Origin of the sequence: Pseudomonas tohonis (assembly GCF_012767755.2) — a bacterium.
Classification (GTDB): domain Bacteria; phylum Pseudomonadota; class Gammaproteobacteria; order Pseudomonadales; family Pseudomonadaceae; genus Metapseudomonas; species Metapseudomonas tohonis.
On sequence record NZ_AP023189.1, the window covers coordinates 5306143 to 5326269 of the forward strand.

Annotated in this window: 19 protein-coding genes and 1 pseudogene; 8 read left to right on the forward strand and 12 right to left on the reverse strand. The window is 67.8% G+C overall.

Translation table 11 applies throughout. From position 1 onward, the window contains the following. Nucleotides 1–9: 9 nt before the first annotated feature. From HSX14_RS24365 to gstA, 5 genes and pseudogenes are all read right to left on the reverse strand, one after another. On the reverse strand, nucleotides 10–2277 hold the full coding sequence (locus HSX14_RS24365) for an ATP-binding protein (protein WP_228723494.1): 2268 nt from the start codon (nucleotides 2275–2277) through the stop codon (nucleotides 10–12). Between the two features lie 268 nt (nucleotides 2278–2545). Next, on the reverse strand, nucleotides 2546–2905 hold the full coding sequence (locus tag HSX14_RS24370) for a DUF3509 domain-containing protein (protein ID WP_173173041.1): 360 nt from the start codon (nucleotides 2903–2905) through the stop codon (nucleotides 2546–2548). Nucleotides 2906–3180: 275 nt separating this feature from the next. Next, on the reverse strand, nucleotides 3181–3471 hold the full coding sequence (locus HSX14_RS31730) for a helix-turn-helix transcriptional regulator (RefSeq protein WP_228723647.1): 291 nt from the start codon (nucleotides 3469–3471) through the stop codon (nucleotides 3181–3183). Between the two features lie 165 nt (nucleotides 3472–3636). Continuing rightward, nucleotides 3637–4207 (reverse strand): annotated as a pseudogene (locus HSX14_RS31735) (AraC family transcriptional regulator ligand-binding domain-containing protein); the annotation flags it as partial. A 75-nt stretch (nucleotides 4208–4282) separates the two neighbouring features. Next, the gene (gstA, locus tag HSX14_RS24385; RefSeq protein WP_173173037.1) at nucleotides 4283–4885 is read right to left on the reverse strand and encodes a glutathione transferase GstA; all 603 of its coding nucleotides are present in this window, start codon (nucleotides 4883–4885) and stop codon (nucleotides 4283–4285) included. A 123-nt stretch (nucleotides 4886–5008) separates the two neighbouring features. Between gstA and HSX14_RS24390 the strand changes: the two genes are divergently transcribed. Further along, the gene (locus HSX14_RS24390) at nucleotides 5009–5347 is read left to right on the forward strand and encodes a winged helix-turn-helix transcriptional regulator (protein ID WP_173173035.1); all 339 of its coding nucleotides are present in this window, start codon (nucleotides 5009–5011) and stop codon (nucleotides 5345–5347) included. A gap of 205 nt (nucleotides 5348–5552) precedes the next feature. Here HSX14_RS24390 and HSX14_RS24395 read toward each other — a convergent pair whose 3' ends face one another. After that, nucleotides 5553–6584 carry an ABC transporter substrate-binding protein gene (locus HSX14_RS24395; protein WP_173173033.1) on the reverse strand — a complete coding sequence of 344 codons (1032 nt, stop codon included), beginning with the start codon at nucleotides 6582–6584 and terminating at the stop codon, nucleotides 5553–5555. Between the two features lie 367 nt (nucleotides 6585–6951). On the opposite strand from HSX14_RS24395, the gene HSX14_RS24400 reads away from it, so the two are divergent. Together HSX14_RS24400 and HSX14_RS24405 are read left to right on the forward strand one after the other, a co-directional pair. Next, entirely contained in the window at nucleotides 6952–7977 is a 1026-nt protein-coding gene (locus HSX14_RS24400) for a pyridoxamine 5'-phosphate oxidase family protein (protein ID WP_173173031.1), read from the forward strand. Between the two features lie 91 nt (nucleotides 7978–8068). After that, nucleotides 8069–8941 (forward strand): helix-turn-helix transcriptional regulator, encoded by an 873-nt coding sequence (locus HSX14_RS24405; RefSeq protein WP_173173122.1) that lies wholly within the window; start codon nucleotides 8069–8071, stop codon nucleotides 8939–8941. Between the two features lie 48 nt (nucleotides 8942–8989). Here HSX14_RS24405 and HSX14_RS24410 read toward each other — a convergent pair whose 3' ends face one another. Further along, nucleotides 8990–9847, reverse strand: a complete 858-nt coding sequence (locus HSX14_RS24410; RefSeq protein WP_173173029.1) for a nitrilase family protein — start codon at nucleotides 9845–9847, stop codon at nucleotides 8990–8992. Then, a complete protein-coding gene (locus HSX14_RS24415) occupies nucleotides 9844–11283 on the reverse strand; it encodes a purine-cytosine permease family protein (RefSeq protein ID WP_173173027.1) in 1440 nt (479 codons plus the stop codon). The genes HSX14_RS24410 and HSX14_RS24415 overlap by 4 nt, the downstream gene beginning before the upstream one ends. A gap of 328 nt (nucleotides 11284–11611) precedes the next feature. On the opposite strand from HSX14_RS24415, the gene HSX14_RS24420 reads away from it, so the two are divergent. After that, the gene (locus tag HSX14_RS24420; RefSeq protein WP_111261014.1) at nucleotides 11612–11914 is read left to right on the forward strand and encodes a DUF1883 domain-containing protein; all 303 of its coding nucleotides are present in this window, start codon (nucleotides 11612–11614) and stop codon (nucleotides 11912–11914) included. A gap of 490 nt (nucleotides 11915–12404) precedes the next feature. Here HSX14_RS24420 and HSX14_RS24425 read toward each other — a convergent pair whose 3' ends face one another. From HSX14_RS24425 to HSX14_RS24440, 4 genes are read right to left on the reverse strand one after another with little or no spacing between them, the layout of a single operon-like run. After that, complete coding sequence (locus HSX14_RS24425; RefSeq protein ID WP_173173025.1) at nucleotides 12405–13532, reverse strand: agmatine deiminase family protein; 1128 nt, start codon at nucleotides 13530–13532, stop codon at nucleotides 12405–12407. Between the two features lie 35 nt (nucleotides 13533–13567). Further along, nucleotides 13568–14662 (reverse strand): extracellular solute-binding protein, encoded by a 1095-nt coding sequence (locus HSX14_RS24430; protein WP_173173023.1) that lies wholly within the window; start codon nucleotides 14660–14662, stop codon nucleotides 13568–13570. Nucleotides 14663–14664: 2 nt separating this feature from the next. After that, nucleotides 14665–15576 carry an N-carbamoylputrescine amidase gene (aguB, locus tag HSX14_RS24435; RefSeq protein WP_173173021.1) on the reverse strand — a complete coding sequence of 304 codons (912 nt, stop codon included), beginning with the start codon at nucleotides 15574–15576 and terminating at the stop codon, nucleotides 14665–14667. Between the two features lies 1 nt (nucleotide 15577). Continuing rightward, on the reverse strand, nucleotides 15578–16633 hold the full coding sequence (locus HSX14_RS24440) for an agmatine deiminase family protein (protein WP_173173019.1): 1056 nt from the start codon (nucleotides 16631–16633) through the stop codon (nucleotides 15578–15580). Between the two features lie 134 nt (nucleotides 16634–16767). Between HSX14_RS24440 and HSX14_RS24445 the strand changes: the two genes are divergently transcribed. The 4 genes from HSX14_RS24445 to HSX14_RS24460 all read left to right on the forward strand — a co-directional run bounded on the left by HSX14_RS24445 (nucleotide 16768) and on the right by HSX14_RS24460 (nucleotide 19898). Beyond that, the gene (locus HSX14_RS24445) at nucleotides 16768–17643 is read left to right on the forward strand and encodes a LysR substrate-binding domain-containing protein (RefSeq protein ID WP_173173017.1); all 876 of its coding nucleotides are present in this window, start codon (nucleotides 16768–16770) and stop codon (nucleotides 17641–17643) included. A 223-nt stretch (nucleotides 17644–17866) separates the two neighbouring features. Then, complete coding sequence (locus HSX14_RS24450) at nucleotides 17867–19045, forward strand: PepSY-associated TM helix domain-containing protein (protein WP_173173015.1); 1179 nt, start codon at nucleotides 17867–17869, stop codon at nucleotides 19043–19045. Next, nucleotides 19042–19581, forward strand: a complete 540-nt coding sequence (locus HSX14_RS24455) for a thiamine pyrophosphate-binding protein (protein ID WP_173173013.1) — start codon at nucleotides 19042–19044, stop codon at nucleotides 19579–19581. Before HSX14_RS24450 ends, HSX14_RS24455 begins: the two co-directional genes overlap by 4 nt. Beyond that, the gene (locus HSX14_RS24460; RefSeq protein ID WP_173173011.1) at nucleotides 19578–19898 is read left to right on the forward strand and encodes a hypothetical protein; all 321 of its coding nucleotides are present in this window, start codon (nucleotides 19578–19580) and stop codon (nucleotides 19896–19898) included. The genes HSX14_RS24455 and HSX14_RS24460 overlap by 4 nt, the downstream gene beginning before the upstream one ends. The last annotated feature ends 229 nt before the right edge of the window (nucleotides 19899–20127 follow it).

Here is a 20127-nt window from a genome sequence, read left to right on the forward strand (position 1 = left end):
CATCGATCCTCATGCGTTCCTTGACGGTATTTCCTGCCCACGCAGGGGCAGCGAGAAAAAGAAAGTGGCGCCTTCGTCGACCCGGCCTTCCGCCCACACGCGGCCATCGTGGCGCTCGATGATGCGGCGCACGCTGGCCAGGCCGATGCCGGTGCCTTCGAATTCCTCCATGCGGTGCAGGCGCTGGAACACGCCGAACAACTTGCCGGCGTAGTCCATGTCGAAGCCCACGCCGTTGTCGCTCACGGCGACAATCACCTCGTCGCCCTCGAACCGCGCGCTCACCTCGATGATCGCGGGGTTGCGGTCGCGGCTGTACTTGACGGCGTTGGACAGCAGGTTGCGCATCGCCAGGTGGAGGAATGCGGCGTCGGCGATTATCACCGGCAGCCCGTCCGTGCGCCATTCGATTCGGCGCCCTTCCACGTCCGGCGCCATCTCGTTGCGGATGGCTTCCACCAGCGCCTGCAGGTCGACATCGGAGAAGCGCAGCGCCGCGCGGCCCATCTGCGAGAAGCTCAGCAGGTTGTCCACCAGGGTGCCGGCGAAACGCGCCGACTCGCCAATGTGGTCGAGAAAACGCAGGCCACGCTCCGACAGCCGCCCGCCTTCGAACTCCCCCAGCAGCTCGGCATAGCCGGCGATGTGCCGCAGCGGGGCGCGCAGGTCGTGGGAGACGCTGTAGGAGAAGGCTTCCAGCTCCTTGTTGGACTTTTTCAGCTCGCCCGCCAGCTGGGCCATCTCCTCGGCCTTGCGCAGGACGATGCCGAGCACCGCCGAACGCAGTTCGGTCACACCCTCGATTTCCAGCGGGTCCCAGGGCGCGCAGAAGCCGCGAACCGTCTCCTGCCAGCGCTCGAAGCTGTGGCGCGGGTTGAGCGCGCCACCGGGGCCGATGCTCTTCTCCGGCCTGCCCGCCCATTCGACGGTACGCACCTGCTCGGGGCGGAACCACAGCAGGTAGTGGGAGTGGATCTTCGAGATCGCCACCGCCAGCACCCCGCCCACATGCGTGGCCAGCTCGGGCAGCTCGTCGATGTCGCGGCCGATGTTGTCGGTGTGGAAAACCTCCTGGCCGCCGCGCCGGGCGAGCCAGTGCACCAGGGCATCGACCTGTGCCCGGGGTGGCGTCTGCCCCACCAGGTCGCAATTGGCCGCCGAGATGATCGCCGCGCCACTGGCACGGGCGAAGTCCAGCAGGGCGTCGGGCATCGCCAGCAGGCCGGCGGCGACGCTGTCGCGGTCGGCCATCGCCGAGAGCAGGCTCACGATGTGCTGGCGCAGGCCGAGCAGGCGCTGCGTCTGGCCGTGGGCCTCGCGGGTCTCAATCTGCAACGACAGCACGCTGCCCAGCAGCTCGCAGGCGGTGCGCGTCTGGAAGCCCACCGCGCGCGGCTGCTCGTCATGGCAGGAGATCAGGCCCCAGAGCCGGCCGCGCACGACGATGGAAATCGACATCGACGCCAGGGTGCCCATGTTGCGCATGTACTGCAGGTGCACCGGGGAAACGCTGCGCAGCGCGGAAAAGCTCAGGTCGAGCGGCTTGCCGCTCAGCGGGTTGGCCTGGGGCCGCAGGGGCGAGGGTTGGTAGTTGGCGTCCTCGATCACGCGGATGCGGTTGGCACAATAGAGCGCACGGGCCTGCTGGGGGATGTCCGCGGCGGGGAAGCACAGGCCGAGGTAGCGCGGGTAGCCGGGGTCGGCCTCCTCCGCCAGCACCAGGCCGTTGCCCTCGGCATCGAAGGAATAGGCCTTGACCCGGCCGAAACCGGTGACGCGCTTGACCTCCTCCACCGCGCGCCGGCAGAGCGCCTCGATGCTGTCGGACTCCTGCAGGCGGCTGATGAAGCTGCGCACCAGCGGATAGAAATTGCCGTAGGCGGTGGCCACGTCACTGGCCGGCTCGAACTCCGCGATCAGCACGCCGTCCCAGCGGTGCGCCATCATCGCGATCGGCTGGCCCGCACGGCTGCCGATGGCGAAACGCACGTCGCCGAGATGGAAGGGATTGGTCTCGTCGTCCGCCAGGGTGGCCAGGCGCGCCAGCAACGGCGGCACATCCGCCAGCAGTTCGTCGAGGTGGCGGCCGAGCAGGTCCTCGACCGCCAGCCCCAGCCACTCGCGCACGTTCTCGCTGGCCTGCAAGACGCGGCCGGCGGCCTCGTCGAACACCAGCATGAAGCCGTGCGGCTGGATGCTGCCGGGGATGTGGATGGGCTCCCGGGCGCAGTTCTCGCTCGCGATGGCCAGGGCCTCGTCGCTGTCGCTGGGTGTCAAGAACGATCTCCTTCGATGCACCGCTGCCGTCCCTCGCAAGGGGGGCGCCGACCATGCCGGGCGCCCTGCAGCTACGCATTCCATTGATGTCAGGGGGACGAAACCACCGTTGCCTGACGTCGACCAGGTCGACGGCCAGCGGATGGGTCGCCTCGCTTAGCATGAAGGATTGAACGCCTTAAACGTGAAAAATTCCCCAGAAGTCATTCGTATCCAGCGACTGAAGGTCAGCGGCATGGCCGATCACAGGGATCGGCGGCCGCTGCGATCAGCCTGCGACGGCGCGACGGCCAGCCATGCGCTCCAGCTTGCGGCGCTCGACCAGGGTCTTGGCGGCGGTCATCTGGATCGGGCCGCCGGTGAAGGTCGGCAGGTCGCGGCTCAGCCAGATGTTGCCTTCGCCCTTCCAGGTCACCTCGCCGGAGGCCAGCTTCATCTCGCGCATCACATCGCGAATCAGCCCGCGCACGCGCTCCTTGCAGAACACGGCATCGCTCTGGATGGCCTTGCTCATGGCCGCCTCGCCCTGCTTGCCGAGGGTGAGCAGCAGCATGCCGTCGGGGCGGGGGCGGATGGAAACCTCGTAGCCGGGGAACGCGTCGAAGAATTCTTTGATGGCGATCTGCATTGTTCTGCTCCCTGATATTTTTCTTTGAGCTCTTCCCATTGCACCCGCTGTGCCAGTTGAGCCATATGAAAAAAATCATACAAATCAGATAGTTGCATCCTATAGCCATCAAAATGCCACTTGCATATTGCACGATACCCCCGAGCGAGCCTTGCAATCTGCACTGAACTTTTGGACGGGCAGCCACGTTTCGCTCGAACCAGCGGCCGAAAACGCGGTCGTCCCTTGCGCTGGCAGGAGGGAGAAGCGGTGCCCAGGTGAGCGCCGCCGTGGTGTCATTCGACGGGGGACAACCTTCTCGCCGCACCGGGCGAATGGCCGAACCAGCGACGGAAGGCGCGGTGGAACGTGCTCACATCCTTGAAACCCAAGGCCTCGCTGATCGCCTGCAGCGGCACGCCGTCACGCACCTGCTGCAGGGCCAGGCGACTGCGCTCCTGCTCCAGCAGCGCGGTGAAGCTGGTGCCCTGTTCGCGCAGACGCCGGTAGAGCGTCGGCCGGCTGAGGTGCAGGGCGGCGCAGAGCGCCTCGATGCCCGGTCCGCCGGCGAGATCGGCGCGGATCATCAGGCGTACGCGCTCGGCCAGGTCGCCCTCGGCCCGCAGCTGCTCCAGGGCCGCCTGCGCACGCGCCTCCAGCAACGCCTTGAGGTAGGGGTTGGCACTGCGGATCGGGCTGGCCACCTGCTCGTGCGACAGGTACACGCGGTTCGCCACGCCGCCGAACTGCACGGCGGTGCCGAACGCCTCGGCGAAGTGCGCGGCATGGGCCGGACGCGGGCAGGCGAATTCGACCCGCTGCGGCACGAAGTCCTCCCCGACCAACTCGCCCCCAGCGCACCAGCGCCGCCAGGCTGCGCTCCACCGCCGCCTGTGGATAACCGCGCCCGGCGACGAACTCCAGCTCGAGGCACAGGCCGCCCTGTGCATCGCGTGCGCTCCAGCGTTCGGACGGGTTCATCAGCGCGCCATGGCGCAGGAAGGTCGACAGCGCCTCGCCCACCGACGCGCACTGGAACAGCAGGCTGGCCAGCAGGCCGCGTCGCTCTGGGTTGAAGGCCTGCCCGATCAGCAGGCCGACCTGCGGCAACGCCGGGTTGCTCGCTGCCAACTGCCACAACCCCAGCAACAGGCCCTCGTCCAGGCGCTGCTCCTGCAACGGCGCGGCGGGATCGCAACGCCCCAGCAGCACCTCGCGGGACAGGCCGGCCACCTGCAACCGCGCAGCCTCGACGGCACCCAGTTGCAGCAGCAGGTCATGCAGGTCGAGCACCGCCAGGGCGGAGACGCGGGTTGGGCTCATGGCAGGCAGTCCTTTTTCCTGCACGGACAGTAACCGCTCAGCCGCAGGCGCCGCCAGCGGATGCGGTCGAGCGCCTCACGCCGCCTCGGCACGCACCGCGGCCTGCACCTGGGGTCGCGCGGCGATGCGCGCACGGAAGGCCGCGAGCGCCGGCCAGGGCGCCAGGTCGATGGCGAAGAAATCCACCCAGCCAAGCACGGTGAACAGGTAGGCATCGGCCACGCCGAAGCGATCGCCCAGCAGGTAGTCGGCCTGGCCCAGCGCGGCTTCCAGGTAGTCGAAGCGCTTGAACAGGCGCGCGCGGAAGATCGCCTTCACCTCCTCCGGGATCGCCGCGTTGAACAGCGGGCTCATGCCGGCGTGGATTTCCCCGGAGATGAAGTTCAGCCATTCCTGCAGGCGCACCCGCTGCAACGTGCCGTTGGCCGGCGCGAGCCCCACCTCCGGGCGCAGGTCGGCCAGGTACTGGACGATGGCGGTGCCTTCGGTGAGCACCTCGCCATTGTCCAGCTCCAGCGCGGCGACATAGCCCTTGGGGTTGATGGCGAGGAAATCGTCGCCGTGCTCGGTGAGCTTGGTGCGGTTATCCACACGGACCGCCTCGAACGGTAGGCCCAGTTCCAGCATCACGATATGCGGCGACAGCGAACAGGTACGGGGGGCGTAGTACAGCTTCATGGCGACTCCTTGCTCAGGCCACCTCCACGATGGAGGCGCGGCAGGAGTATCGACGCAGCGGTTCTCTTTTTGAAGAAGGGAGAAATCTGTAGCTTAGGTACACAAAATATACCTGGAGCCCCCATGAAGAAGAACGTATCCGGCTGCTCGGTCGAGGAAGCCATGCACCTGCTCGGCGGGCGCTGGCGCCTGCTGCTGGTGTCCTACCTGCTGGATGGCCCCAAGCGTTTCAACGACCTGCGCCGCGACATCCCGCACATCTCCCAGCGCATGCTCACCCTCGACCTTCGTGCCCTCGAAGAAGCCGGCATGGTGCTGCGCACCGTCTACCCGGAAGTGCCGGTGCGGGTGGAATACCAGCTCACCGAAGACGGCCAGCGCCTGCGCAAGGTGGTGGAGGTGATCAAGGAATTCGGCCTCTGGCTCAAGGCCCGGCACACGACCGACGCCCCCCAACCGTAGGGTGGACGACGCTTCACCCGTCCACCATTCGCGCCCACATGCTGCACAGGTTGTAGCCCGGCTTCAGCCCGGGGATGCAGGCAACTCTGCTCCCGGGCTGAAGCCCGGGCTACGCGGCCACAAGCATTCGTACCCACATGAAGCACCGCTGGTGGAGGTGAAGAGCGACCTCCACCCTACACACAGACCAGTTCCGTGCGGGGGATCAGTTCTTCACCCAGTTCTCGAAGCGCTGCTCCAGCTCGCCATGGGCGGCCCAGAACTTCACGCTCATCGGCAGGGCGCCGCTGATGTTCTGCGGGGCGGTGGGGAGGGTGGCGGCGATGGCGGGGTCGATCATGGCGATCGCCTTGTTGTTCACCGGGGCGTAGGAGATGCCCTCGGCGAAGGCCTTCTGCCGCTCCGGCTGGGTGGTGAAGGTGACGAAGGTCTTGGCCAGGTCGCCCTTCCACGAGCCCTTGGGCAGGGCCCAGTAGTCGAAGTCGTAGATGCTGCCGGTCCAGACCATGGCCAGGGAGCGGGTTTCCTTCTGCGCGGTGGCGATACGGCCGTTGTAGGCGGCGCTCATGGCCACCTTGCCGTCCTGCAGCGCGCGCACCGGTTCGGCGCCGGCCTTCCACCAGACGACGCTGGACTTGATCTCGTCGAGCTTGCGGAAGGCGCGTTCGACCCCGGCCGGGGTGTCCAGCACCTGGTAGACGTCCTGCGGCGCGACGCCGTCGGCCATCAGGGCGAACTCCAGGTTGTACTTGGCGCCATGGCGCAGGCCGCGCTTGCCCGGGTACTTGCGCAGGTCCCAGAAATCGCCCCAGCCGGTGGGTGCGTTCTTGATCTTCGCCGAATCGTAGGCGAGCACCGTGGACCAGACGAAGATGCCGACGCCGCAGGGCTGGAGCGTGCCGGGTACGAAGTCGGCGGGGTTGCCGAGCAGGGCCGGGTCGAGCTTCTCGAACAGCCCCTCCTCGCAGCCGCGGGCCAGTTCCGGTGCTTCCATCTCCACCACGTCCCAGGTCACGTGGCTGAGTTCGACCATGTGCTTGAGCTTGTCGAGGTCGCCGTTGTACGAGCCGTGCACCACGGCGTTGCCGGTGCTCGCCTTGAAGGGCTTGAAGAAGGCCTCCTTCTGCACATCCTTGTTGGCGCCCCCGAAGGTGATCACGGTGACGAAGTCCGCCGAGGCGGGCAGGCTGGCGCAGGCCAGGAGAAGACCGAGGGCACGTCGTACAGCAACATCCATGGAGCATTCCTTATTGTCGATTGGCGGTGTGGCCACGGGTCGACCGTGGCGCTGCCCGGATTCTCACAGTGCCCCTTGGTTGCCAGGTGCGCGGCAGCGACATGACGCTGCCTCCCACCGCCCCTGGCAGGCACCGGGTCCGGATCTGCCGCACAGTCTGAACGCAACGCGCGTCACACATATTGCTTTCCGTCACAGTGGCGATCGCTTCACAGGCTCTGGGACGAGCGTTTCAGGTTATCGGGGGCGACCGTTGCGCCAGCGCGGACGATTGCAACCGAACGCCATGTCGATTGAAACCAGGCGCCATGCCTTCCCGCCCCGGGCGGCCCTAGCATCGGGTCACCGCCCCATGAGGAGTTGCCGCATGTCCCGCCACCGCATCGAATCCCTCGGCGCCCTGCGCACGCTGATCGCCGAACCGCCCGCCCTGATGAAGAAGCGCCTGCAACCGGCGATCGACTCCCACTGCCTGACGCTCATCCGCAACGCCAGTGTCTGCGCCATCGGCCTCGCCGGTGCCGACAGCGAGATCGCCTTCCTCGACCTGCAGACCACGCCGGTGATCCTGGCCGAAGGCAAGCGCATCCGGCTGGCCTGGCCCGCCGCCCTGCCCCTGAAGGAGTACGGGGCATCAAGGGCCTGCAGCCTGCTCTTCATCCTGCCGGGCATCGGCTTCGCCCTGCGTGCCAACGGTCGCGGCCAGCCGCTGCGGGAAGAGGCCGGCACCTGCCTGGAGTTCGAGGCCGACGCCCTGTTCCTGCATTGCTCGCGGGCCATGGTGCGCGCGGACTTCTGGACCGCGCGGGAAGACCCGGGCGGCTGGCCGGCGGAACGCGGCGAAGGGACGTTGTCACAGGCCGCGCGGGCCTTCCTCGCCCGCTCGCCCTACCTGCTGATGCTGACCCGCAACGCCGAGGGTGCCACCGAGCTCTCGCCCCGGGGCGACCCGGAAGGCTTCATCGGGCTCATCGACCCGCAGCGGCTGCTGATCCCCGAACGCCCGGGGAACAAGGTGGCGGTGTCGCTCAGCAACATCATCGCCTGCGACGAACTGAAGCTGGCCTTCCTGCTGCCGGGCTCGGCAACGGTGCTCAGCGTCACCGGCCGCGCGCAGGTGAGCGCCGACCCGCAGCTGCTCGGCCCGCTCTCGGTGAACGGCAAGGCCCCGGTGCTGGGCACCCTGGTGGAAGTGCAGCGCTTCGCCTTCGTCGAGGCGCCCGAGCTGGTCGACGCCGGCCTGTGGCGCGCGGAAACCCACCTGGCGCCGACGGCCATCCCCTCCTTCCCGAAGATGCTTGCCGAGCACATGAACGGCACCGGCCTGCTGGGCAAGGCCACCACCCTGGTGGTGGATGCCGTGGTCAGGCACGACCTCAAGCACCTCTATTGAGGGTGCCGTCCAGACGTCCGACGCGTCATGTCGCCTTATTGGACATATCCATGCACCTGACCTATACACAGGGCTCCCTCCCGTCAGGTGCATCGCCATGAAGCGCTCCATCGACCACGTCCGCTGGGACCTCGCCCAGCGCTACCGGCTCATCGAAACCGTGGCCTGGTGGGAAGGCCGGCTGACCACCAACCACCTGATGCAGAGCTTCGGCATCAGCCGCCAGCAGGCCTCCAAGGACATCAACGCCTACCTCAACGAGCACGCGCCGAAGAACCTGGTCTACGACAAGCACCTCAAGGGCTACAAACCCGGCAAGGGCTTCCGCCCGCTGTTCATCGACGGCAGCGCCAGCGCCTATTTGCACCTGCTGGACCAGAACCGCGAGCGCTCCCCGCACATCGAGGGCCTGGCCCTGGCCTACGCCCACACCGAGGTGCTGCAGGTGCCGGACCGCAGCATCCGCCCCGAGGTGCTGCGCCCCATCCTCCAGGCCTGCCGCGAAGGCCTGCGCCTGGAAACCGAGTACGTATCCCTGGCCCACCCGGAATCGGAGATCCGCGTCATCGCCCCGCACACCCTGGTGTTCACCGGCATGCGCTGGCATGTGCGCGCCTACTGCGAGAAGAACCGCGACTACCGCGACTTCGTGCTCAGCCGCTTCCGGGGCGAGCCGGACCTGATGGACGAGTCTGCCCAGGGCCGCGACGCGGACGAAGGCTGGATGACGGCGGTGGAGGTGATCCTCGCCCCCGATGGTCGGCTCAAGCCCGCGCAGCAGGCGATCATCGAGGCGGACTACGGCATGCAGGACGGCCAGCTGGTCATCCACAGCCGCGGCGCCCTGGTGCAATACGTGCTGCAGCGCTACCAGATCGACCCAAACAAGGTGCAGGCCAAGCCGGTGGCGCAGCAGATCGTGGTCGCCAACCTGGAAGACCTCGGCCGCTGGCTCTACAGCTGACCCTTCTTTCCCGGGCTGAAGCCCGGGGGTCACCCTCTAGCCTGGGCTTCAGCCCAGGGCCTTCCCCTGCACAGCCAACACCCCGGAATAAAGCTCAGGCCGCCGGTCGCCATGCACATCGTTGCGGGCGCTGATGCGCTTGTCCCGCGCAGCGCCCAGGTCCAGCTCCGCCAGCAGCAGCTGCTCGCCCCCCTCGCCCGCCGGCCCGGCTTGTGGATAACCGTCGGCATCGACGATCACCGAACCCTCCACCCAGTCCACGCCTCGCTCCTGGCCGTGGCGATCGCAGGCGGCGATGGTCATCCGGTTCACCGCCGCATCGGCCTGCACCCGCACCACTTCACCCGGACGCTCGGCGACCGGGCGCGGGCCCCGTGGCCAGTTCACCGGCGCGCAGAGCAACTGGGCACCGGCCAGCGCGGGCAGGCGCACCCATTCGGGAAACTCGAGGTCGTAGCAGATCATCACCGCGAGGCGCCCGAAGGCCGTGTCCACCACCGGGGGCGCGGCATCGCCAGGCGTGAAGATCGCCTTCTCGCCATCCCACAGGTGCGCCTTGCGGTACACCGCGCGCACCCCGCTGGCATCCACCAGCGCCGCGCTATTGGCCAGGGTGCCGTCATCGCGCAATTCGCAGAAGCCGCCCACCAGCACGATGCCCAGCTCGGCGGCCAGGGCCGTCCACAGCGTGATGCCGGGGCCGTCCAGCGGCTCGGCCAGGGCCCGGGCTTCGGCAGGGTCGCGGAACAGGTAACCGCTCTGCACCAGCTCCGGCAGCACCACCACCTGCGCGCCCAGGCTCGCCGCCCGGCGGGTGACGCGCTCGACGAGCGCACGGTTGAACGCCAGCTCGCCAATGCGCGGGGCGACCTGGCAGCAGGCCACGTTCACCTTCATCGTCGTCATGCCAGCGGTCCTCCTCGCTCCAGCCGTTGCTGATCCGCTTCCGCCAGCCGGCGCTCGGCGGCCAGGTCCAGCTTCCGGGCCAGCAGCCAGTAGCTCAGGCCGGACACCGGCAGGCCCACCGCGAAGGCGATGTCCGCACCGCCCAGGGCGGCCGTGGCGGGGCCGGTCCAGAAACCCAGCGCCATGAACGGAACCATCGCCAGCAGCCCGAGCCCATAGGCCAGCAGCCCGGCGACCGACCAGCCGCGGTAGAGGCCCTGCGGGTTGAAGATCTCGCTGATCGCGTAGTGCCCGCGCCGCACCAGGTAGAAGTCCACCAGGTTGACCGCCGTCCAGGGCACGAGGAAGTACAGCATCAGCAGGACGAAGGTGTTGAAGCTGCCCAGGTAGCTCTCGGGGATCAGCCGCGCCACCACCAGCACGATGAGGGCGATCACGCCGATGCCGGCCACCCGCAGGCGCAGGGTCGGCTTGACCCGGGCGAAGGCGTCGATGGCGCTGAGGCTGGTGAGCATCGCGCCGTAGCAGTTCACCGCCATGATGCCCACCAGCGCCGGCACGGCGATGAGCACGGTGAAGGTGCCGAAGCCTGTGAACAGCCGGTTGCCGATCTCGCGGATGCTGCCAATGGCGTCCGGCGCCGGCAGTGCCGAGGCGATGAAGGCCCCCAGGGACATCAGCCACAGCGCCGAGCCGCCGGCGCCGAGATAGGTCCAGAAGATCACCCGGCGCGGCGGCGTATCGTGGGGCAGGTAGCGCGAATAGTCCGAGACGTACACCGAGTAGCTGATCTGGTAGCCGGCCGCCGCCGAGAGCTGCACCAGGAACGCGCTCCAGGAGAACCCCGCCGGCGCCAGGGCCGCATCGGCCTGCAGCTCGGTGACGGCGAAGAAGGTGAGCACGCCGAACACCGCGATCATCAGGTAGGTCAGCCAGCGCTGCACGGTGTGCAGCAGGTCGTGCCCGACGATCGCCAGCAGCACCGCCAGCGCCACCAGCAGCACGTACCAGGGCATGCGCGCGCCGGGCAGCACGGTGTTGATCGCATCGGTGGCGAGGATGACGTTGAACACGTTGAAACCGATGTACACGCCGACCACCGCGATGAAGGGCACCACCGCGCCGCGCAGGCCGAACTGCGCCCGCGACTGGACCATCTGCGGCAACCCCATGCGCGGCCCCTGGTTGGCGTGGAAGGCCATGAAGAAGGTGCCGATGCAGACACCGATCAGGATCGCCAGCACCGAGCCCAGCACGCTCAGGCCCAGGGCCGGCCCGGTGAAACCGGTGACCAGGGTGGTGAGTACGAAATTGCCGGTGAACCAGAACGGCCCCTGGTGCCAGACCTTGCCGTGGCGCTCGCTGCGCGGCACGTAGTCGATGGAGCGCACCTCGATCTTCGGGCGCGGTGCTTGGGTGTACGGGGTGTTGTCCATGTGAATGCCTCATCCGAAACGTGAAGGCGCAGCGCCGGGCGGCGTGCGGTGGAGGTCACGGGTTGCGGATCAGGCAGGCGGGATGTCGCAGGAGATGGGCAGGTGGTCCATGGGATGCCTCGGCTTGTTGTAGTCGTTATGGCGCCGACTCTAGCCAAGGGGGCAGCGGGGAAACATCGGACAAAACAAATACTTGGTTCAGGGATATGGCAACTATGCGCGACCGCAGCCCGTCGGCAGGCCTGCCGTCCGGCCTTCGCAGCAGAGCGGGCCGGGGGAAGGCCGTGATATCGTTGCGCCTTTCGCTTTACCAGTTCCGGAGCGGTACATGAAGTTCATCCACCAGCGCGAACACCTCAACGAAGGCGACATCGTGGTCATCGAGTGCTCGCAGGTCTGCAACATCCGCCTGATGAGCGACGCGAACTTTCGCAGTTTCAAGAATGGTGGGCGCCACACCTACCACGGCGGCGCCTTCGACAAGTTCCCGGCGCGCATCACCGTGCCCAGCACCGGCTACTGGAACATCACCCTCGACGCGGTGACCCGCCGGGCTATCAGCGTGACGCGCAAACCGACCTTCACCCACAAGATCAAGTTCGTGCGCCGCTCGCCTTCCGACATGGCCTGACGGCCGCCTCAACCGCGCAGGCCGCGCTCGGCCGGGCCGTAGGCCAGCCAGGCGAGGCCCAGCATGACGCCCAGCACCAGGGCGCTGCTGGCGAGGTTCTCCACAATCAGTTCGATCGACAACATGTCCGGGCTCCCCAGAAGTTGATTCGGCATCTGGGGTGCCACGCTATGTCGTGTTTGTTTACATGTCCATGTGTCAACTTTTCGCACGTAAACAAATGGAGCGGGTGTGGGGGAAGCCGGGCGTAAAAGCGGGCGAATGAATTCGCCCCAACAGGCCCCACACACGGACCGTAGGATGGCGTAGAGCGCAGCGAAACCCATCACCGGCCTTGCACCCGTCCCGTAGGGGCGACTTCAGTCGCCAAGCAGCCCGCAGGGCTGCCACAGCGGTGCTCCCGGCGGCCTCGCACGGTGGATGAAAAGAGTGTCATCCGCCCCAGCTCAGATCCGTAGCCCGGGAGCCCATCAAGACCGCAACCGCCGGCCTACACCTTCGGCTGGTGGCAGGTGACGCAATGGATGCCGCCACCGCCCGCGGCGACCGCGTCGATGTTGATCTGCACCACCTTGCGCCCCGGGTAGAGCCGGGTGAGCAGGTCGCGGCAGAAGGCATCGGCGCTGGCATCACCGAACTGCGGGGCGATCACCGCGCCGTTGACCGGGTAGTAGTTGATGTAGCCGGGGGCGAAGTCCGGGTTGTCGCGGGTGAAGCGGTTGTTGCGCAGGGTGCGGGGTGGCGGCAGCGTGTGGACCTGCAGCTTGCGCCCGTCGGCGTCGGTGGCCTTGTTGAGGATCTCCAGGTGCTTGCGGGTCACCGCGTAGTCGTAGGACTGCGGGTCGTTGTCGAGGTTGGCGACCACCACCCCGGGCTTGACGAAGCGCGCGTAGAAGTCGACGTGGGCGTCGGTGATGTCCTTGCCCTTGATGCCGGGCAACCAGATGATCTTGCGCAGGCCGAGGTTGCTCATCAGCTCGGCGTCCACCTGCGCCTTGCTCATGCCGGGGTTGCGGTTGGCGTTGATCCAGCAGCTCTCGGTCATGATGCCGGTGCCGGCGCCATCCACCTCGATGCCGCCGCCTTCGCCGGTGAGCTGGCTGGCGATGTAGCTGGCGTCGGCGTCGTAGCTCACCTCCCCCGCCACCTCGCCATCCTTGCTGTGCTGCTGCTTGTTGCCCCAGCCGTTGAAGTTGAAGTCCACCAGGCCGAGGCCGCCCTGCCCGTCCACCACGAAGGTGCCGCCGATGTCGCGCATCCATACGTCGTCAAGGGGCATCTCGACGAAGCGGGTGTTGCGCGTGCCGCACTTCTGCCTGGCCAGGCTCGCCTGGCCGGGGCGGTGCAGCACCACCACCGGCTCGTAGGTGGCGATGGTGCGGGCGATCAGGCCGATGCAGTCCTGCACGTCGGCGGTGAAGTCCTCCCAGATGGCGGCCTGGGCGCCGAAGCTGACGTAGCTGCAGGCGTGCACGCCGTTCTCGTCCGGCATGCGCCAGGCGCCGCCACGCAGGGCCGCCTGGGCACGCACCGGCGAGATGCCCAGCCCGAGGCTGGTGACCGCGCCGAGGCCGGCGACGGCAGTGAGTTGCTTGATGAAGTCACGACGCGAAGGCATGGCTTTCTCCAGGGCGCGGGGCGCCAGCGGGCATTTCAGTGGGTGGAGGTCTTGAACTTGGTCCAGGCACGCATGCGGGCCCGCATGTCGCGCTGGGGGATGTCGCGGCCCGGGATCAGCCGGGCGTAGGCGGCTTCGTCGACGTAGATGTCCGGGTTGCCGCGCATGTCGGCGTCCACCATCGGTCGCGCCTTGGCGCTGGAGGTGGGGTAGCCGGTGAAGTTGCTGATGGCGGCCATGTTCTCCGGGCGCATCACGAAGTTGATGAAGGCATAGGCGTATTCCGGGTGCCGCGCATCCACGGGGATGGCCATGGTGTCCATCCACACCGTGGTGCCCTCGCGGGGGATGCGGTACTGGAAGTCCACCGGCTTGCCCGCCGCTGCCGCCGCGCGCTGCGACTGGGTGACATCGCCGCTGTAGCCCAGGGACAGGCAGAGGTTGCCGTTGACCAGGTCGGTGACCGGCTGCGACTGGAACTTGCGGATGTACGGCTTGATCGCGCTTAGCAGCCCGGTGGCGGCCGCCAGGTCCTCGGCCCTGGCGCTGCGCGGGTCGCGGCCGAGGTAGTTGAGGACCACGGCGAGTACCTCGTCGGGCGAGTCGATCACCGAGATGCCGCAGTCGGCGAAGCGCGCGGCCAGCTCCGGCTTGAACAGCAGGTCGAGGCTGTTCACCGGCGCGTCGGCCTGGCGCTGGGCGATCATCGCGGCGTTGTAGGTGATGCCGATGGTGCCCCAGGTGTAGGGCACCACGGCGTGGCGCGAGTAGGGATAGCGCGTCTGCAGGCGCTTGAGGCCGGGCTCGATGTCGTCCAGCGCGGTGAGCCTGCTCTCGTCGAGCTTCTGCAGGGCCCCGGCGCGCATCAGCCGCTCGGCCACGGTGTCGCCGGGGAACACCAGGTCGTAGCCGCTGTTGCCGGCCATCAGCTTGGCTTCCAGGGTCTCGCTGCCGTCCATCACGTCGTAGACGACCTGGATGCCGGTCTCGGCGGTGAAGCGGCTGAGGGTGTCCTCGGCGAAGTAGTCCGCCCAGTTGTACAGGCGCAGGATCTTCTCCTCGGCCTGGGCACTGCCGGCCAGGCAGGCCAGGGCGGCGGCGGTGACGAACAGCGATCGGAAGGCGCGCATGTTCAGGCTCCTCGGGTGTTCTGCCAGGTGACGTGGGTGCGCTGGCCATCGAGGCCGAGCATCGGGCCGTACATCTCCGGGCGGCGGTCGCGGTAGATACCCCAGGCGAGGCGTTCCTCGGCCATGGCGTCGAGGTCCAGCGTCTGCAACAGCACCGTGGTGCCTTCGCGGTCGGCCACGGCCAGCAACGTGCCCTTGTGGTCGCAGATGAAGGAGGAGCCGTAGAAGCTCATCTGCAATTCCGGGTCCGTGGTCGCCACCTCGCGGCCGACGCGGTTGGCCGCCACCACCGGGAGGAGGTTGGCGGCGGCGTGGCCGCGCATGGTCATCTGCCAGTGGTCGCGCGAATCCAGGCCCTGGGCGCCGGGTTCGGAGCCGATGGCGGTGGGGAACAACAGCACCTCGGCACCCTGCAAGGCCAGGCAGCGCGCGGTCTCGGGGAACCACTGATCCCAGCATATACCCACGCCGAGGCGGCCGTGGGCGGTGTCCCAGACGCGGAAACCGGTGTCGCCGGGGCTGAAGTATTCCTTCTCCTGGTAGCCGATGGCGTTGGGGATGTGGGTCTTGCGGTAGACGCCCAGCAGGCGTCCGTCGGCATCGGCCATGGCCAGGGAATTGAAGAAGGCGTTGCCGGCACGCTCGAACCAGCTCAGCGGCAGGACCACGCCCAGCTCCCCGGCGAGGTCGGCGAAGCGCGCCAGCACCTGGCTCTGCGCGTATTCCTCGGCCAGCGCCAGGTGCCGGTGGTTCTGCTCGATGCAGAAGTAGGGGGTGGCGAACAGCTCCTGCAGCAGGATCACCTGGGCGCCCCGGGCGGCGGCCTCGCGAACCAGGCGCTCGGCCTGGTCGAGGTTGCGCGCGAGGTTCCAGCTGCAGGGCATCTGGGTGGTGGCGACGGTCAGCTTGGCCATCTCACACCCCCTTGAGCGGCCAGGCCGGCTGCTGCTGGGTGATGCAGTGCACACCGCCGCCGCCGTGGGCCAGCTGGTTGATGCGCACCGGCACCACGTCACGGCCGGGGAAGGCCAGGCGCAGGGTGGCAGCGGCCTCGTCGTCGGCATCGATGCCGTAGGCCGGCATGATGATCGCGCCGTTGGCGATGTAGAAGTTGGTGTAGGAGGCGCAGAACACCTCGGCCTCGGTGTCCACCGCGTCGCTGGCCTCGAACAGTTCGAGCATCTCGAAATGGCGGCCACGGGCATCGGTGGCCAGCTCCAGGGCACGGCGGTTCTCCCGCACCACCTCGGCGTAGACCGAGCCAGGATCGCGGGTGGCATCCACCAGCAACGCGCCGGGGCGGGCGAAGGCGCAGACACCATCGACATGGCCGTCGGTCATGTCGCCGGTGACGTGGTCCGGGTCGCCCGGCAGCCAGATGGTCTTCTTAACGCCCAGCAGGCGGGTGAAGATCGCCTCCACCTCGGCCTTGCTGATGCCCGCGTTGCGGTTGGCGTTGAGCAGCACCGACTCGGTGGTGATCAGGGTGCCGTCGCCGTCGACGTGGATGGCGCCGCCCTCGTTGCTCAGCGCGGTGCCGAAGCAGTCCAGCCCCAGGTGGTTGAGCACGCGGCGCGCCAGGCTTTCATCCAGGTCATGGGCCGACTTGCCGCCCCAGGCGTTGAAGCGCCAGCTGACGCCCGCCACGCCCAGTTGCGGGTGGCAGACGAAGCTCGGGCCGGAGTCGCGGCACCAGCTGTCGTCAACCGCCATCGGCAGCAGCTCGACGCCCGGGCCGCAGAGGGCGCGGGCACGCTCCACGGCGCTCGGGTCCACCACCATCTTCACCGGCTCGAAGCGGCCGATGGCATTGGCGACGCGGGCGAAGTCCTCCTGCACCGCAGCCAGGGTCACGCCCCAGCCGGCTTCCCACAGCGGCTGGTTGTGCGGCCAGACCATCCAGGTGGCGGCGTGATGGGACCATTCGGCGGGCATGACCCAGCCGCTCTGCTGCGCGTGTTGCTGCTGCATGACGATTGCCTTCAGTTAAGTTTTAGTTATCACTGAAAACCGCGACTGCGGTAATGGATGCCATGCTAGGCCTGTGAAATAGGCGCAACAAACGATAGATTTTCCACACTTATGATCAGACAGGCTTATCAGAGATGCTCAAGCACTGGCCCCCGCTCAACGCCCTGCGCGGCTTCGAAGCCGCCGCCCGCCTCGGCAGCTTCCACAAGGCCGCCGAAGAGCTGCACCTCACCCAGTCGGCCATCAGCCAGCAGATCCGCAGCCTCGAAGGCTTCCTCGAACAGCCGCTGTTCCACCGCAACGGCCGCAGCGTCGCCCTCACCGATGCCGGGCAAGACCTGCTCGGCACCACCCAGGCGCTGCTGCAGCAACTGGCCGTGGGCATCCGCCGGCTGGACCAGTACCGCAAGCCCAACCAGCTGGTGGTCAACACCAGCCCGGCCTTCGCCCGCCACTGGCTGGTGCCGCGCCTGGGCGGCTTCCGCCAGCAGCACCCGGAGGTGGACCTGTGGCTGTTCACCACCGACGAGCCACCGGAGATGGCCACCCAGACCATCGACATCGCCGTGCGCGACGACATCACCGCCCAGGCCGAATGCAGCTTCCGCGTGCTCCACGCCGACCGCCTCTACCCCGCCTGCCACCCGGCGCTGCTGGCCACCCCGGCGGCGCAGCGCACCACCCTGCACGGCGAGCGCGAGATGGACTGGAGCCACTGGGCGCTGGAGGCGGGCATCGACGTCGGCCAGCAGAGCAGCGGGCTCAACTTCTCCGACCCCGGCCTGCTGCTGGACGCCGCCTGCGACGGCCTCGGCATCGCCCTGGTCAGCCGCTTGCTGGCGCAGAAGGCCCGCGCCGAGAAGCGCCTGCACCCCTTGGTGGAGCAGACCATCCGCGGCCCCAACTGGGCCTGGCTGATCCACCGCGACAGCGAGCTCAGCCCGCTGACGCGCAGCTTCAGCGACTGGCTGCTGGACCAACTGGCGGACGATGTGCAAGCCCTGGGCTAGGTGACCCTCGGTCGGACGGAAACATTTTCTTGCATCTGCCGTTGCGGGTTTTGCCCCTCTCGTCCGTCCTGAATGTAACGCCCCTCGATTTCGAGATGCCGTTTCCCTGGTTGCACCCGCCAGCCCCCTTGGGCCGGTGGGTGCCTTTCCATGGGCCGGGCGTGACCGTACCCGTGACCGGCCGAGGCCGGAGCCCCTGATTCCGCTACCCAGATCGTTGCCCATGTCGAAGAAGTCCCGATCGAAAACCTGGTTCCTGGTCCACAGCTGGCTGGCGTTGCCCATCTGGTTCTTCGTGTTCCTGGTGTGCATCACCGGCACCCTCGCGGTGCTCAGCGAGGAGATCGTCTGGCTCGCCAACCCCGATGTGCGCGCCACCGCGCCCTCGGATGACGCCCAGCCGCTGGGCTACGACCAGATACTCGCCGCCATCGCGAAGCAGGACCCCAGCGCCGACGTGGAATGGCTGGCCATGCCGGAGGAACGCCACTTCGCCCTGACCGCCGCGGTGACCTACCCCGACACCCGCACCGCGACCCTGTACGTGAACCCCTATACGGGCCAGGTCCAGGGCAGCAGCCCGCTGTTCAACTTCCGCCAGTTCACCCGCGCCCTGCACGGCTGGTGGCTGGTGCCCTTCACCAACGGCTACAGCTGGGGCTGGTACCTGGTGTCGCTGCTGGGCCTGCCGATGCTCGCCTCGCTGGTCACCGGGCTGGTGGTCTACAAGCGCTTCTGGCGCGGCTTCCTCAAGCCGACGCTGCGCATCAACCAGGGCGCCAGGATTTTCTGGGGCGACTTCCATCGCCTGTCGGGCATCTGGTCGATCTGGTTCATCGCGGTGATCTCCATCACCGGCGTGTGGTTCCTGATCCGCGCCATCCTCGCCGACACCCACACCTCCATCTCCAGCGAAGGGCTGCCGACACTGATCCCGCGTGACGAAGTCCCCCGGGTGCAGCCCGGCCAGCCAGTGCCGCGCGTGAGCATGGACCAGGCGGTGGCCACCGCCACACGGACCATTCCCGGCTTCGAGGTGAGCTTCGTGATGTTCTCCCCGGACGCCTACACACCGATGGAAGTGGGCGGCCGGGGCTGGTACCCGCTGATGTACCAGACCGCCGAACTCAACCCCTACACGGGTGAACTGGTGGGCTCGCGCCTGCTCGCCGACCGCACGCCGCTGGAGTTCGTCACCGAATCCATGCGCCCGCTGCACACCGGTGACTTCGGCGGCATCTGGGTGAAGATGATCTGGTTCGTCTTCGGCCTGCTGCTGAGCATGATGGTGCTCAGCGGCCTGCTCATCTGGAGCAAGCGCACGGTGATCGCCACCGCCAAGGCGATGAAACGCCAACCCCGCCCGACACCCGTCACCCCCGCCCTGGAAGCGACCGAATGAGCAACGCAGCCCTGATTCCCGAGTCCCGCCTCAAGCGCCAGTGGCTGAAGTGGCGCTTCCACCTCAGCGCGCTGCTGGTGCTGGTGCCGCTGGGCTTCATGCCCGCCTACTTCCATGACGTCAGCCTCGACCGTGGCCTGCAGGGCCTGGGCGAGCGGGTGATCGGCCAGTACCCGGTCGGCCCCTGGACCGCGCGCATCGCCGAATGGGAGTTGCACGACCCGCAGCGCGACGGCAAGGCCGGCTACATGAAGGAGATCACCCTCGCCTTCTGCGCCGACTGCATCGACCAGGTGAAAGCCGCCTACCTGCGCATCGGCAAGCCACGCAGCCTGCGCGCCGCCGGCTCGCTGCTCTCCGGCAGCCCCTACCGCCTGTTCGCCGAGGTGCGCATCCCGCCGGGCACCACCGCCGACGATGCCCTGTGGCTGACGGTGGAGGGCTGGGACGGCAGCGTCCACCAGGCCTCCATCCCCCTGAAAGACGTCTCGCCGTCGATGATCGAATGGCTGGCCCGCCATGGAGACAAGCTGTGAAGCCCCTTTTCCCCGCCCTGCTGGCGAGCGCCCTGGTATTCGCCGCCCCCGTGGCCCTCGCCCACAACGCCTTCGTCGAGTGCGAGGCCGTCGATGACGGCCGGATCCGCTGCACAGGCGGCCTCTCCGACGGCAGCGCCGCCCCGGGCGTGACCCTGGACGTGATCGGCTACGACGAGCGCGTGTTGGTCAACGGCCAGCTCGGCGACGACTCGCGCTTCACCTTCCCCCGCCCGAACGGCGAGTTCTACGTCCTCCTCGACCTCGGCGCCGGCCACACCGCCGAGCTGGACTACAAGCAGATCAAGGGGCTCTGAGAACCGTGCGCCCCTCGTAGGAGCGAGCTCTGCTCACGAAGCTTTTCGATGGCAGTTGCCTGTAACGATGCGCCCCCGGGCAGAAGCGCAAGCGGAGCGCCGGCCAGCCCACCCTACGCACCCGGCATCGCCGAGCAACCGTAGGGTGGGCGACGCTTCACCCGTCCACCAGGCGCACCCACAGGCAGCACCGCCGGTGGAGGTAAAGAGCGACCTCCACCCTACGCAC

Bases quoted from the DNA above. Each gene is read 5' to 3' on its own strand.
- HSX14_RS24370 (WP_173173041.1), bottom strand. From the start codon at position 2,905: ATGCAGATCGCCATCAAAGAATTCTTCGACGCGTTCCCCGGCTACGAG.
- HSX14_RS31730 (WP_228723647.1), bottom strand. From the start codon at position 3,471: ATGATCCGCGCCGATCTCGCCGGCGGACCGGGCATCGAGGCGCTCTGC.
- gstA (WP_173173037.1), bottom strand. From the start codon at position 4,885: ATGAAGCTGTACTACGCCCCCCGTACCTGTTCGCTGTCGCCGCATATC.
- HSX14_RS24390 (WP_173173035.1), top strand. From the start codon at position 5,009: ATGAAGAAGAACGTATCCGGCTGCTCGGTCGAGGAAGCCATGCACCTG.
- HSX14_RS24395 (WP_173173033.1), bottom strand. From the start codon at position 6,584: ATGGATGTTGCTGTACGACGTGCCCTCGGTCTTCTCCTGGCCTGCGCC.
- HSX14_RS24400 (WP_173173031.1), top strand. From the start codon at position 6,952: ATGTCCCGCCACCGCATCGAATCCCTCGGCGCCCTGCGCACGCTGATC.
- HSX14_RS24410 (WP_173173029.1), bottom strand. From the start codon at position 9,847: ATGACGACGATGAAGGTGAACGTGGCCTGCTGCCAGGTCGCCCCGCGC.
- HSX14_RS24415 (WP_173173027.1), bottom strand. From the start codon at position 11,283: ATGGACAACACCCCGTACACCCAAGCACCGCGCCCGAAGATCGAGGTG.
- HSX14_RS24420 (WP_111261014.1), top strand. From the start codon at position 11,612: ATGAAGTTCATCCACCAGCGCGAACACCTCAACGAAGGCGACATCGTG.
- HSX14_RS24425 (WP_173173025.1), bottom strand. From the start codon at position 13,532: ATGCCTTCGCGTCGTGACTTCATCAAGCAACTCACTGCCGTCGCCGGC.
- HSX14_RS24430 (WP_173173023.1), bottom strand. From the start codon at position 14,662: ATGCGCGCCTTCCGATCGCTGTTCGTCACCGCCGCCGCCCTGGCCTGC.
- aguB (WP_173173021.1), bottom strand. From the start codon at position 15,576: ATGGCCAAGCTGACCGTCGCCACCACCCAGATGCCCTGCAGCTGGAAC.
- HSX14_RS24440 (WP_173173019.1), bottom strand. From the start codon at position 16,633: ATGCAGCAGCAACACGCGCAGCAGAGCGGCTGGGTCATGCCCGCCGAA.
- HSX14_RS24445 (WP_173173017.1), top strand. From the start codon at position 16,768: ATGCTCAAGCACTGGCCCCCGCTCAACGCCCTGCGCGGCTTCGAAGCC.
- HSX14_RS24450 (WP_173173015.1), top strand. From the start codon at position 17,867: ATGTCGAAGAAGTCCCGATCGAAAACCTGGTTCCTGGTCCACAGCTGG.
- HSX14_RS24455 (WP_173173013.1), top strand. From the start codon at position 19,042: ATGAGCAACGCAGCCCTGATTCCCGAGTCCCGCCTCAAGCGCCAGTGG.